Consider the following 12,999-nt stretch of genomic DNA (forward strand, 5'->3'; position numbering starts at 1 on the left):
GCCGAGTGGCCGGCCTCCCCCGCGGAACCCCTCCGCCGCCGTGCCCACGACGCTACGGTCGCCCGCACCGCCCGGGCGTCATCCGACGCGCCGCTCCCGTCCCCTCCTCCGGGCGCACTCGCACGCCCGGGCGAACCGCCTCGGGAGGGATGGACGGCAAACCCTTTTGACGGCGGGTGGAAAATCCGTCGCGCACAGGCGTCCCCGGCTGCCACCCGCCCCGGCTGCCACCCGCCCGGGCCGTGCCCCCCGCGGTCCCTCACCCCGGCAGGACGAAGCCCGACTCGTAGGCCGCGATCACGGCCTGGGTGCGGTCCCGGGCGCCCAGCTTGGCCAGCACGCTGCCGACGTGGGTCTTCACCGTCTCCTGGCTCACCACCAACTGCCGGGCGATCTCCGCGTTGTTGAGCCCGGTGGCCATCAACCGCAGCACCTGGCCCTCCCGTTCGGTCAGCCGCCCGATCGGCCCCCGGTCCGCGGCGGCCCCCCGCCGGCCGTCCGCGCCGTGCCGCAGCGCGAGTTCGCGCACCGCCGCCGGGAACAGCAGCGAGTCCCCGCGCGCGACCAGTCGCACCGCCTGCACCATCTCCTCGGCCCGGGCCCGCTTCAACAGGAAGCCGGCCGCGCCCGCGCGCAGCGCGTCGTACACGTGGTCGTCGTGCTCGAAGGTGGTGACCACCAGGATCCGCGGCGGCTCAGCCATCCCGCCGACCAGCTGCTCGGTGGCCCGGATCCCGTCGATGCCGGGCATCCGGACGTCCATCAGCACCACGTCCGGGCGCAGTTCGCGCACCAGCGGCACGACCTCGGCGCCGTCGGCGGCCTCGCCGACCACGGAGAGGTCCGGTTCGGCGTCGATCACCACCCGCAGGCCCATCCGGACCAGGCGCTCGTCGTCCGCGATCACCACGCGGACGGGCCCGTCCCCCGCGCCGTTGCCGTCGTTCATCCCCCAGTCCCTCCCAGCGGCAGCCACACGGCCAGCCGCCACGTCGTCCCGTCCTCGCTCGGCCCCACGGCGCTCCCGCCGCGCAGGGCCGTCGCCCGTTCCCCGATCCCGCGCAGCCCGCGCCCGCCGCCGGGGCGGCTCGGGCGGGCCGGGCCCAGCGGGTTGGTCAGTTCGATCTCCAGCCGGCCCGCGTCCAGCGCGACCCGCAGCCCCGCCGGGGCGGCCCCGGCGTGCCGGAGCACATTGGTCAGGCCCTCCTGGACGATCCGGTACGCCTCGCGGGAGACCTCGGCGGGCAGCGCGCCCAGGCCGGGCGCCAGCTCGGCGTCCACCGTCACGCCGGTGCGGGCGAGTTGGCGCAGCAGGTCGTCCAGCCCGGCCAGCGTGGGCCCGGCCGGTCCGGCGCCGCCGTCCTCCTCCTCGCGCAACAGCCCCAGCACGGTGTCCAGTTCGGCGACGGCCCCGCGCGCGGTCTCCTCGATCGCGCGCAGCGCCTCCGCGGCGAAGTCCGGGTCGGTGCGCAGCACCCGGGCGGCCGCGGAGGCCTGGATGCCGACCGCGCTGAGCGCGTGCCCGACCGAGTCGTGCAGTTCCCGGGCCAGCCGGTTGCGCTGGGCGAGCACGGTGGCCCGCCGTTCAGCGGCGGCAAGCCGCTCCTCCGGGGTGGGGCCGAGCAGCCTGGGCGCCCAACGGGCCAGCAGCGCACCGCAGCCGGCGTTGCTGACGACGATCAGCAGCAGCACGGCCAGGCCCAGCGCGGGGCCGGTGAGCATCCAGCCGGGGAAGCGGTCCGTCCAGTAGCCGGCGAAATCCCTGGACCCGACGAGGCCGAACATCAGCACCACCGCGAAGGGCGTCCCGGCCAGCGTCATCCCGGCGACCACCCCGCCGGTGAACAGGTGCAGCCCGAAGAACGCGGCGGTCCGCCACCGGGCGGCCCAGGACCGGGACGGCCCGGTGGCCAGTTCCTCCGGCCGGGCCACCGCGCACAGCGCCCGGGCGGCCGCGCCCTCCAGCCCGCGGACGGTCGGCACCAGTGCGGTCACCGCAGCCATCGGCAGCGAGGTGAACAACGACAGGATCTGCAAAAGGAGTTGGCGGGCGTGCCCCTGGTTCGGGTTGAGCGCTCCGAGTCCCACCGTCGACAACAGGTAGTAGGGCATCAGCAGCGCGCCGCCCAGCACCAGGTGCACCCAGCGCAGTCGGGCCCGCCGCCCGAACAACACCTCGCCCGCCCGCCGGATCCGGCCGCCCCCCGTACTCACCCGGGCGACTTTACGTCAGTGCCGCCGGGGCCGTCGGCGCTGCGGGGGCTGTCCGTGCCGCCGGGGCCGTCAGCGCTGCGGGGCCCGGCCAACCTGCCGGCGCCGGCCCCCCGTTCGGTCAGGGCCACCGAGCCCACGGCCAGCATCAGGGCCCCGGCCGTGAACTGCCCGGCCTCCACCAGGGCCATGAACCCCGGCACGGCCCGTGACAGGTCCGGCACCGTCGTCGAGGTCCCGAACGCCACCAGCAGGAAGCCGCCCCAGCCGAACAGCGAGCCCGCGCCGGTCCAGGCCACCAACAGCGGTACCCGCAGCCGCCGTCGCGGCCCGATCCGGAAGACCAGCACCAGCAGGGCCAGTGCCGCGGCGACGGCGGTCACGGCGGTCGCCGCGTCCATCGTCGCCATCGACCGGCCGTACTCCTCGGCCATCCGCAGCGGCAGGCCCACCCGCCCACCCGCCGCCCAGTACGCCCGGGCCGTCGCGACCCCCAGCGCGACCAGCGCGGCCACCGTGGCGAAGGCCCGCTGCACAGTGCGGGTGGGGGAGTCGGGCAGGTCGCCGATCCGGTCGTGGAGCAGGCCCGTCCAGCGTCGGCGGGCGTAGAGCGCGAACGCGGTGAACAGGGCGGCGCCCTGCATCCCGAAGCCCCCGTAGACCAGGGCGTACACCCACCCCGCCAGACCGTCGTCGGCCTGCTGCGCCGCGGTTCGGTGCTCCGCCCCGAACACCAGCGAGCCGAGCAGGTCCAGCGGGACGACCACCAGGATCGTCCCCAGCAGGCCGGTCGCCACCCACATCGGGAACGCCACCAGCGCGGCCGGGGCCCGCCGCCCCCACGGCCGGACGAAGGCGAGCGCGAGCAGCAGCGCGATCACGTCCATGCCGAAGGTGAGGAGGTTGAGCGTCCACAGGCCGTCCAGCGCCTTCCCGTCCCGCGCGCCCACGTGGGAGCCGGACAGCCACAGCAGTTTCAGCGTCAGATAGGGCACCGTGGCGGCCATCGCGATCCCGGCCGCCGCCCCCCGCACCATGTCTTCCTTGTGCCTCATGCCCCCTACGCTGCCGCCGCACCCCGGGCCCCGGCCTCGGCCCGGGGTGCGATCCCCCTCCCCCCGGCGGGGGATCTTCCGGTCCTGGGGCCCGTCTTCAAACTCCCAACGCCGCCCCGCAGGCGGGAGTTCGAAGACGGGCCCCAAGCTAGGAGCTGTCCGGCCGATCATGCTGCTCGTTAGGGTTCCGGGGTGTCGAAGACCAGCGTGAGCAACGAGACCGAGAGCATGCTCTGCCTGTGGGTGGAGCCCTGGGGAACTGATCACTGGATGCGCCCCGGTGAGGAGTTCACTGTGGTGACGGAACTGGAACCCGAGGAGTCACCGTTCAACGTCGTTGTCCATGCCCAGGGCATCACGGTGTGGGTGAACTCGGCCAACGACGCTGAGGTCGTCGACAAGAACGGCAGCCTCGTGCCGTGCGGGCACCAGCGCCCCGCCGATCCGGGATGGTGACCAGGCTCGGTGCTCGTCAGGACCGCAGCCAGATGACGAGCGCGGCCGCAGTGACCGTGCCGAGGAACACGTAGCCACGCTTGTCATAGCGAGTCGCGACGGCGCGGGAGTTCTTCAGCTTGTTGATGGCCCGCTCGACGGTGTTGCGCCTTTTGTACCGCTCCTCGTCGAAGCCCGGTGGCCGTCCGCCTCGCGATCCTTTGCGCAGGCGGGCGGCCTGGCTGTCGGCCTTCTCCGGGATCGTGTGTCGGATGCTGCGGCGCCGCAGGTACTGACGGCAAGGGCCGTTGCTGTAGGCCTTGTCGGCCACAACACTGTCGGGCTTCTTGCGGGGCCTGCCTGCACCGAGCCGGGGGACCCGGATCTTCTCCAGCACTGGCACGAACTGGGTGCAGTCGGCCCGCTGCCCCGGCGTGACGATCAGGGACAGCGGGCGACAGAGGCCGTCCGCGCTCAGGTGGATTTTGCTGGTGAAGCCTCCGCGCGAGCGGCCCAGGCCCTCGCCTCCCGCGCCACCTCCGCCAGCCGGCCGACAAGCCTCTGCCACGGAGTTTCGTCCTGATGTTCCAGTCCCTCGTCCCCCTTTGGGGTGGTGGGAGCCGGCGGTGGGTCGGTGCGGGCGCCAGCCGCGTGCTGGTGCGCGCGGACGATGGTGGAGTCCACCGAGATGTCCCAGTCGATCTCGCCCGCCGCGTCGGCCGCGGCCTGGACCTGCTGCAGCAACCGCTTCCGGTGCCGTCCGCCGACCACAAGCGATGGCGCTCATAAACGGTCTTCCACGGCCCGAACCGCTCCGGTAGATCACGCCAGTGCACCCCGGTTCTCACCCGGTGCAGAATCCCGTCGATCACCTGCCGATGATCACGCCACCGCCCGCACCGACCGTTGCTCACCGGCAAGAACGGCCGCAGCCGCTCCCATTCCACATCCGACAGATCGCCGCGTTCTCCCCGCCCCATGTACGGAACAACGATCCGACCAGCCGACAGTCACATGATCGACCGGACAGCTCCTAGGCCATCCGGTGGATCAGCCGGTCCTCCTGGTCCACGCGCCCGTCCGGGTCCGGCATCAGCCCGAGCCGCTCGGCCAGCCGGCGCGACGGCAGGTTGTCCGCCCTGATCAGCGCCGTCACCGGGACCCCGGGGAATCGCGGCAGCGCCTCCGCCATCGCCGCCCGGCACGCCTCCGCCGCGTACCCCTTGCCCCACGCCGACGGCCGGAACCGGTAGTACAGGTTGAACACCGGCTCCCCGTCGAGCGAGTGCAGGAACAGCCCGGCGACCCCGATCACCACCTCCGGCTCCGCCCGGGTCGCCACCATGCAGTACCCCACCCCGTCCCGCGGCCAGTCCGCCACGAACCCGGCCAACTGCTCCCGCGCCGCCGCGAGATCCCGCTGCGGCCCGTGCGGGTTGTACCGGTTGGTCTCCGGATCCCCGTGGATCGCGAACATCGCCTCCGCGTCCCCCTCCTGCGGCCGGCTCAACACCAACCGCTCGGACACGGCGACGACCGTCCGGGCATCGGCGGGCAGATCGGTGGTGGTCATGGCGGTTCCCCTGTCGTTCGTAATGGTCCAACGGCACGATAGACCATTACGCCGACACCCGCCCGTCCATTTCCTACAGGATCGGCTCACACCCGATCGCCTTGCCCCCGGCGGTGAGGAACTGCTTCCAGGTCGCAGTACCGTCCGGGACGAGATCCCAGAGACCATCCGGTGTGAACCGGAAGCGGGTGGGGCGTCCCTGGCAGGTTGTCACCGCCTCGAACGTTCCCACTTCCTGAGCTCGGCCGAGTGTGGGCCCGGGGTCGCCGGTCGGTGACGCCACGAGTCTGGGATCGGTGCCGATCGTGAAGGTGATCGAGGACCTGGGGTCCGTGTCCGAGTGGATGCGGCAGCTCCACAGCGGGTCGGTTCCGGGCGTCACGGTCGCCCGGTAGGCGGGGCCACCGGGCGTGTCGGGCATGGTGAGTCCCGGCAGGCCGCAGACGGCGTTGCGGTCGAGCGCACGGTCCGTGCCCGCCGCGGTCAGTTTGTGCGGTGCGGGGAGCCGCTCCTTGCCACAACCCTGTTGTTCCGCAGCGCGGTTGGCCACCGAGACGGCGAGCCTGGCGAGCCCCGGGGCGTCGGAGGAACGGGATTTGGCCGTCGCCTGCTGCCCGCTGTCGCAGTCCGCCGGGAACAGCGCGTAGGCGAAGGACGAATCGCGCACAGCGCCGGCCGAGCCGCCGTTCGCCGATGCGGCGAACAACTGCGACTCCGCGTCGACCGCGAACGGGGTGAGGTTCAAGCTCTTGCGGAGGTCGACGGCGACGAACCGGTCGTCTCCGAAGATCCCCCTGCTCACCTTCGCCACACAGGACGAGCCGTCGGCCTTCAAGGTCTTTCCGTCGCCGTACATGGTGTCGCTGACCTTGCCCCATCCGAGGGCGTCGTTCACCGCCTCCGCGCTCACCGCACCACCGCACACGCTGTCGGGGCCGAAGGCGTTGGTCAGGTTGTCCGTCAGAAGTGCCGTCCCGCCGGCCAACGCCGCCAGTGCGACCGTCGCGATGGCGGCGGCCCGCAGTCGCCGGGGGCGCGGCTCGGTGGGGGCGTCGGTGTTCCGGTCGTGGTTGATCGCCACGGTCACCCCTTGCCGAAGGCAGCGTGGTAGGCGGTGTTGATCCCGTTGTCGTAGAAGGGCCCGGCGTCGAGCAGCAGATGGTTCGTCACCGTGCCGGCGCGGGCCGCGTCCTTGGGATCGATGCCGTACTGGCTCGCCTTGCCCACGAGCATCGCGTCCAGCTCGGAGCGCCCCGCCGAGTAGCGGTCGCTCACGCTGGCAGAGGTGGCGCTGTCGATCGGGGCCTTGGCCTGCTCTGCCCACGCGGCGGTCCCGACGTCGACGAGGCGCTGTGCCGCGTCTCCCAGCGGGATCACCTTCGAGACCCCCGGCATCAGGAAGTCCGGGGCGAGGTTCACGGGTGTTCCGATCGCGTGGTAGAGCATCCGCTGCTGCCAGTCGATGCCGGCCTTCTCGGCGTCCCCGTGATCCGTGGCCGCGTTGACGAACGCCGCGTCGAGCCCGCCGAGAACCTTGGCGGACTGCTCGGAGAAGGCGGACAGGACATGGTCCGGACGTCCCGTGGCATCGGGCTTGAAGTCCTCGGGCCGGAAGGCGTCGAGGCGGCGGGCGATCTCCTCGGTCTGCGCCTTGTGCATGATCTGGAACGTGTCCGGGTCCTCCAGGGTGCCGCGGATCATGCGCAGGAGTTGCTCCGCCTTGGCCGTCAGCCCATTCGGCTCGGACGGGCTCTGCAGGTTGTTGCCGAGGATCTGGTACATGTCCGGGGCGTAGTCGGCGAACATCCTGGCCACCGGCTTGCGGAGGATCGCCGCCACCGAGGTCCGGTCGTCGGGGGTGGTGCCGCCGAGGGTCTTGACCGTCTCGTCCATGATCCGCTGGCTGACCGGGTCGTGCGGGGCCGGGTGCTGGTTCCGGTCGGGGCCGTGGCTGGTGGCGGCGTCCTCCAGCATGTCGGCGAACAGCTTGTGGGCGGTGTCGCCCAGGACGTCCGCGGGGAGCTTGCGCTCCTCGTCCTGGTCGAGCCAGTCACGGTCCTTGAGCAGGTGGACGAGGTTCTTGTTCTCGCTGGGGTCGAGGAACGCCTGGACGGTCTCCCGGTCGCCCTTCATCATCCTCAGGAGCGGAGCCAGCGGGTCGGCGTTGCGGGGGTCGTAGGAGAACTGCGGACCCCAGAGGTCGTCGCCCTTGAGCTTGGTGGAGGCCTCGTAGTCGAGCAGATCGGTTCCGACCCTGCGGACGAAGCCCTTGTCGAACGTTCCCTTCGCCGCCATGAGGGCGGTGAGGGCCGGGTAGTTGTCGTTCATCCCGACTGCCCCGGCGCTGGGGCGGCGGGCGGCTGCGAAGAGGCCGGCCTCCCAGTCCTTGCCCATGCCGCCGTCGCGGGTCGCGGTGGCGAGCAGCACCGACAGGTTGCCGTAGACGTCCTGGTAGCCCTGGGCGTTGTGCTTGCCGTGGGCGAAGTCGCCGTAGATCTTGGTGTACTCCAGGAAGGCCTCCGGGCCTTTCTTGCCGCCGTAGTTGAGGCCGCCGAGCAGCGTCGTGGCGAAGTCCTTGTTCTCCGCGTTGGCGGCCAGCAGGGTCTGCAGCTCCCTGAGCTGGTCACCGGTCAGGCCGCCGGCCGTCGACATCAGGTCGGTGGCGCGCTTGGCGTCGGCGATCGGGCCGGTGCCGCCGGGGGCGGGGTTGAAGGCGGTGTTGCTGGTGCCGATGTCGCTCTGGAGGTGGAGCGTGGCCCGCTGGTCGGCGGCGGTGGCCTTCTCGACGGCCTTGGCCAGGCGTTCCGAGATGGCCTTGGACTTGGCGGCCATGTCCCGTGCGAGAACCTCACTGTCGGGATCGTTCCTCGCCTCCTTCGGCAGACTCCAGCTGACCGTGCCGTCCGCCGAGACGCTCAGGTCCTGGGTCTGGGCGTCGTGGAGGGCCGTGTCGAGGTCGCGGCGGGCGGCCGTGAAGTCCTCGGCGGCGGTCTTCATGATCGCGGCGAGGGCGGTGGCGACGGCCGAGGCCTGCTTGAAGTCGCCGTCGATGCCCTGCATCACCTTGGTCGCCTCGTCGGCGGCCTCGCCCTTCCAGCCAGCCCGCTGCGGGGTGCTGGTGAGGTCCTTGGTGACCCGGCCGTCCAGCGCGGTGAGGGCCTTGGCGACCCCGGCCCACGCCTCGGCGGCGTCGGAGACCCCGGAGAAGTCGGCCTCGTGCAGTTCCTTGAAGGACACCATCTCTCTGTTTCCCCTGTCCTTACTGGCGGGCCGCGCGGAGGTCGGCGACAGTGGTGATCTCGTTGCCGTGGTAGTACTCGCGGGTGCGGTCGAGGCTGGTGGCCGCGTTGTTGACCTTGTCGTGCAGGGTCTTGCACTGGTTCAGCCAGCGCTCCGTGGCGCCGGTGAGGGCGCCGCCGAAGGAGAAGCCGCGGATCTTGGTCGACGCGGTGCTCGCGTACTCGGTGAGGCTGTGCGCGCCGGGCCCGGCCTTGCTGTTGGCGCCGTCGAGGTCGGTGGCGATCTGGCGGGCCATTCCGGCGGAGGCGGTGAGCTCGTACGGGGTGTCCAGCTGGCTGGTGGCCTTGCCGGGCGGGATGAGGGGGAGGGGTGGCACGGCGTTGCCGCCGTCGGCCGGGGCCGGCGGGGCGTACGGCGACTTCTTGGCCGTGGTGGTCGGCATCGGGTCCGTGGCCGGGGCGACCGGCCCGGTGGTGAAGTACGGGCTTCCCATGTCTGCGTGTTCCTCCCCTGGTCGGCGGGGGTTCGTGCACCCCCTTCGGCATGACGACCGTACAGGTCGGCTCCGTCAGTACACCGACGCACCCTCCGTGCCGACGGTTGCACCGGGCGTGATCGGCTCCATCAAGGTTTCGTCAGGAGGGAATTGGCGGGGGATCGGCGACGCGGCTGCGCGGGCGAGGGCTTGTTACCGGCGGGTCGCTTCCCTATCATCGCGAGTGTTACAGCTTTACTGTCAAACCCCGGAGGGGCTGCGGCCAGTGCGTGACGCGAGCAATTCGGCGAGCAGTCCGGCGACCGCCCCGACGAGCAGCCCGGCAATCGGCCCGACGAGCAGTCCGGTGACCGCTCCGGCCGCCGGTGCGGGCCCGTTGGCGGGTGTTCGGGTGGTCGAGCTCGCCGGGATCGGGCCGGGGCCGTTCGCGGCCATGCTGTTGGGCGACCTCGGGGCGGACGTGGTGCGGGTGGACCGCCCGGAGCCCTCGCCGCTCGGGACGGACCCGGCGTACGACGTGACCAACCGGAACAAGCGGTCGGTGCTGGTGGACCTCAAGTCGCCGGAGGGGCCCGGCCTGGTGCTGGACCTGGTCGAGCGGGCCGACCTGTTGATCGAGGGCTACCGGCCGGGGGTGGCGGAGCGGCTCGGGGTGGGCCCCGGGGTGTGCCTGGCGCGCAACCCGGCCCTGGTGTACGGGCGGATGACCGGGTGGGGCCAGCAGGGGCCGCGGGCCGCCACCGCCGGGCACGACCTCGGGTACGCGGCGGTGGCCGGGGTGCTCGGGCTGGTCGCCGCGGAGGGTGGGGCCGACGCGCCGCCCGGGATCCCGGCGAACCTGCTCGGCGACTACGCGGGCGGCTCGCTCTACCTGGTGGTCGGCCTGCTCGCCGGGCTGCACCACGCCCGCGCCACCGGTGCCGGGCAGGTGGTGGACGCCGCGATCGTGGACGGCGCGGCGCACCTGGGCAGCATGCTCTGGGGTCTGCTGGCGGCCGGCCACTGGCAGGACCGCCGGGGCGTCAACCTGCTGGACGGCGGTGCCCCGTTCTACGCGATCTACCGGGCCGCCGACGGCGGGCACCTCGCGGTGGGCGCCCTGGAGCCCCGGTTCTACGCGGAGTTCGTCCGCCTGTTGGAACTCGGCCCGGACGCGCCCGGCCAGTACGACCTCGCCCGCTGGCCCGAACTGCGGTCCCTGATCGCCGCCCGCTTCGCCACCCGGACCAGGGCCGAGTGGGAGGCCGTCTTCGCGGGCTCCGACGCCTGCGTGGAGCCGGTGCTGACGATGCGTCAGGCTGCTGCCGAGGGGCATCTGTCGGCGCGCGGCACGTACGTCGAGGCGGGTGGCGTCACCCAGCCCGCCCCCGCCCCGCGGTTCTCCGTCACCCCCGGGGCGCTGCGCCGCCCGCCGGCCCGGCCGGGTGCGGACACCGCGGAGGTGGCCCGGGACTGGGGCGTGCCGGCACTCGACCGCGTGCCGTCCGCGCACCCGTGCGACCCGCCGGCCGGTGCCACCGAACCTCTCAACTCCGCGACCGAACAAGGGGAGTAGCGTTGCAGCGCGAGATCTTCACCGAGCAGCACGAGGACTTCCGGGCCACCGTGAAGGCCTTCCTCGCCAAGGAGGTGCTGCCGCACTACGACCGCTGGGAGAAGGCCGGCATCGTCGACCGCTCGGTCTGGCTGGCGGCGGGCCGGCAGGGCCTGCTGGGCATCGCGGTGCCCGAGGAGTTCGGCGGCGGCGGCGCCCCCGACTTCCGCTACGCCGCCGTGCTGGCCGAGGAGTTCGCCCGGGCCGGTGCGTCCGGGCTGGCGATCGGGTTGCACAACGACATCATCGGCCCGTACCTCACCTCGCTCGCCACCGAGGAGCAGAAGCGGCGCTGGCTGCCCGGCTTCTGCAGCGGTGAGCTGATCACCGCGATCGCGATGACCGAGCCCGGCACCGGCTCCGACCTCCAGGGCATCCGCACCCAGGCGGTGGACCGGGGTGACCACTTCGTGCTGAACGGCGCCAAGACCTTCATCTCCAACGGAATCCTGGCCGACCTGGTCGTCGTGGTCGCCCGGACCACGCCGGAGGGCGGTGCGCACGGGCTGAGCCTGCTGGTGGTCGAGCGCGGGACGCCCGGGTTCGAGCGCGGCCGCAACCTCGACAAGATCGGCCAGAAGGCCCAGGACACCGCGGAGTTGTTCTTCGAGGACGTCCGGGTGCCGAAGGAGAACCTGCTCGGCGAGCTCAACGGCGGCTTCGTCCACCTGATGCAGAACCTCGCCCAGGAGCGGCTCACCATCGCCGCCGCGGCGATCGCCGGCGCCGAGTACCTGGTCGAGATCACCACCGACTACGTCAAGCAGCGCGAGGCCTTCGGCCGGCCGCTGGCCAGGCTCCAGCACGTGCGCTTCGAGATCGCCGAACTGGCCACCGAGTGCGCGATCACCCGGACCTTCGTCGACCGCTGCATCACCGAGCACAACCGCTACGCGCTCACCCCGGCGGACGCCTCGATGGCCAAGTGGTGGGCCACCGAACTGCAGAAGCGCACGGCCGACCGCTGCCTCCAACTCCACGGCGGCTACGGGTACATGAGCGAGTTCCCGGTCGCCCGGGCGTTCACCGACGGTCGCATCCAGACGATCTACGGCGGCACCACCGAGATCATGAAGGAGATCGTCGGCCGCTCCATCCTCGGCTGACCCCTCCGCCAACCCCCCCCTGCCCCGAAAGGCATCCCCATCGTGACCACCGAAGCGTACGTCTACGACGCGATCCGCACCCCGCGCGGCCGCGGCAAGGCCACCGGCTCGCTGCACGGCACCAAGCCGATCGACCTGGTCGTCGGCCTGATCCACGAGATCCGCCGCCGCTACCCCGAGTTGGACCCGGCGGCGATCGACGACATCGTGCTCGGCGTGGTCAGCCCGATCGGCGACCAGGGCTCCGACATCGCCCGGATCGCCGCCATCGCGGCCGGCCTGCCCGACACGGTGGCCGGCGTCCAGGAGAACCGCTTCTGCGCCTCGGGCCTGGAGGCCGTCAACCTGGCCGCCGCCAAGGTCCGTTCGGGCTGGGAGGACCTGATCCTGGCCGGCGGCGTGGAGTCGATGTCCCGGGTCAAGATGGCCTCCGACGGCGGCGCCTGGTTCGCCGACCCGATGACCTCGTACGAGACCAACTTCGCCCCGCAGGGCATCGGCGCCGACCTCATCGCCACCATCGGGGGCTTCTCCCGCACCGACGTGGACGCCTTCGCCGCCGAGTCCCAGGCGCGCGCCGCCAAGGCGCAGGCGGACGGCCTGTTCGACCGCTCGGTCGTCCCGGTGCGCGACCGCAACGGCCTGGTCGTGCTGGAGCGCGACGAGTTCATCCGCCCCGGCACCACTGTCGAGACCCTGGCCGGCCTCAAGCCCTCCTTCGCCGCGATCGGCGAGGCCGGCGGCTTCGACGCCGTCGCCCTCCAGAAGTACCACTGGGTGGAGGCCATCGACCACGTCCACCACGCGGGCAACTCCTCCGGCATCGTGGACGGCGCCGCCCTCGTCGCGATCGGCAACCGCGAGGTCGGCGAGCGGTACGGGCTGCGCCCGCGCGCCCGGATCGTCTCCGCGGCCGTGTCCGGCTCCGAGCCGACCATCATGCTGACCGGCCCCGCCCCGGCCACCCGCAAGGCCCTCGCCAAGGCCGGGCTCACCGCCGCCGACATCGACCTGGTCGAGATCAACGAGGCCTTCGCGGCGGTCGCCCTGCGCTTCATCGGCGAACTCGGCTTCCGGCACGACCAGGTGAACGTCAACGGCGGCGCGATCGCGCTCGGTCACCCGCTCGGCGCGACCGGCGCGATGCTGCTCGGCACCGTCGTCGACGAGCTGGAGCGGCGCGAGCTGCGCTACGGCCTGATCACCCTGTGCGTGGGCGGCGGCATGGGCGTCGCCACCATCGTCGAGCGCGTCTGATCCCCCTCTCCCCCCGGTAGACCTGGAGACCT

11 protein-coding genes and 1 pseudogene are annotated in these 12,999 nt (G+C 72.4%); 4 read left to right on the forward strand and 8 right to left on the reverse strand.

Annotated features, from left to right (window positions below):
- Window positions 1-259 precede the first annotated feature (259 nt).
- Genes ACIQWA_RS16770 through ACIQWA_RS16780 form a run of 3 tightly spaced genes read right to left on the reverse strand, consistent with a single transcriptional unit; the run spans window position 260 to window position 3,266 of the window.
- Entirely contained in the window at window positions 260-949 is a 690-nt protein-coding gene (locus tag ACIQWA_RS16770) for a response regulator transcription factor (RefSeq protein ID WP_360237283.1), read from the reverse strand.
- Window positions 946-2,214 (reverse strand): sensor histidine kinase, encoded by a 1,269-nt coding sequence (locus ACIQWA_RS16775; protein ID WP_402483038.1) that lies wholly within the window; start codon window positions 2,212-2,214, stop codon window positions 946-948. Before ACIQWA_RS16775 ends, ACIQWA_RS16770 begins: the two co-directional genes overlap by 4 nt.
- On the reverse strand, window positions 2,211-3,266 hold the full coding sequence (locus tag ACIQWA_RS16780) for a hypothetical protein (RefSeq protein WP_402483040.1): 1,056 nt from the start codon (window positions 3,264-3,266) through the stop codon (window positions 2,211-2,213). The genes ACIQWA_RS16775 and ACIQWA_RS16780 overlap by 4 nt, the downstream gene beginning before the upstream one ends.
- 192 nt (window positions 3,267-3,458) lie before the next feature.
- On the opposite strand from ACIQWA_RS16780, the gene ACIQWA_RS16785 reads away from it, so the two are divergent.
- On the forward strand, window positions 3,459-3,722 hold the full coding sequence (locus ACIQWA_RS16785; protein ID WP_402483043.1) for a hypothetical protein: 264 nt from the start codon (window positions 3,459-3,461) through the stop codon (window positions 3,720-3,722).
- A gap of 16 nt (window positions 3,723-3,738) precedes the next feature.
- On the opposite strand, the pseudogene ACIQWA_RS16790 reads toward ACIQWA_RS16785, so the two are convergent.
- The 5 genes and pseudogenes from ACIQWA_RS16790 to ACIQWA_RS16810 form a co-directional block, all read right to left on the reverse strand.
- Window positions 3,739-4,681, reverse strand: a pseudogene (locus ACIQWA_RS16790) (IS5 family transposase).
- 53 nt (window positions 4,682-4,734) lie between these two features.
- Window positions 4,735-5,274 carry a GNAT family N-acetyltransferase gene (locus ACIQWA_RS16795; protein WP_402483045.1) on the reverse strand — a complete coding sequence of 180 codons (540 nt, stop codon included), beginning with the start codon at window positions 5,272-5,274 and terminating at the stop codon, window positions 4,735-4,737.
- 73 nt (window positions 5,275-5,347) lie between these two features.
- Window positions 5,348-6,355 (reverse strand): hypothetical protein, encoded by a 1,008-nt coding sequence (locus tag ACIQWA_RS16800; RefSeq protein ID WP_402483048.1) that lies wholly within the window; start codon window positions 6,353-6,355, stop codon window positions 5,348-5,350.
- Between the two features lie 2 nt (window positions 6,356-6,357).
- Window positions 6,358-8,514, reverse strand: coding sequence for a hypothetical protein (locus ACIQWA_RS16805; protein WP_402483049.1), 2,157 nt, complete (start codon window positions 8,512-8,514; stop codon window positions 6,358-6,360).
- 19 nt (window positions 8,515-8,533) lie between these two features.
- Entirely contained in the window at window positions 8,534-9,007 is a 474-nt protein-coding gene (locus ACIQWA_RS16810; RefSeq protein WP_402483052.1) for a hypothetical protein, read from the reverse strand.
- A 349-nt stretch (window positions 9,008-9,356) separates the two neighbouring features.
- Here ACIQWA_RS16810 and ACIQWA_RS16815 point away from each other — a divergent pair, with 349 nt between their 5' ends.
- Genes ACIQWA_RS16815 through ACIQWA_RS16825 form a run of 3 tightly spaced genes read left to right on the forward strand, consistent with a single transcriptional unit; the run spans window position 9,357 to window position 12,967 of the window.
- Window positions 9,357-10,565 carry a CaiB/BaiF CoA transferase family protein gene (locus ACIQWA_RS16815; RefSeq protein WP_402483053.1) on the forward strand — a complete coding sequence of 403 codons (1,209 nt, stop codon included), beginning with the start codon at window positions 9,357-9,359 and terminating at the stop codon, window positions 10,563-10,565.
- Between the two features lie 2 nt (window positions 10,566-10,567).
- A complete protein-coding gene (locus tag ACIQWA_RS16820; RefSeq protein WP_402483056.1) occupies window positions 10,568-11,710 on the forward strand; it encodes an acyl-CoA dehydrogenase family protein in 1,143 nt (380 codons plus the stop codon).
- A 42-nt stretch (window positions 11,711-11,752) separates the two neighbouring features.
- Window positions 11,753-12,967 carry an acetyl-CoA C-acetyltransferase gene (locus ACIQWA_RS16825; RefSeq protein ID WP_360237299.1) on the forward strand — a complete coding sequence of 405 codons (1,215 nt, stop codon included), beginning with the start codon at window positions 11,753-11,755 and terminating at the stop codon, window positions 12,965-12,967.
- The last annotated feature ends 32 nt before the right edge of the window (window positions 12,968-12,999 follow it).

The organism is Kitasatospora sp. NPDC098652, assembly GCF_044760155.1.
Taxonomy (GTDB): domain Bacteria; phylum Actinomycetota; class Actinomycetes; order Streptomycetales; family Streptomycetaceae; genus Kitasatospora.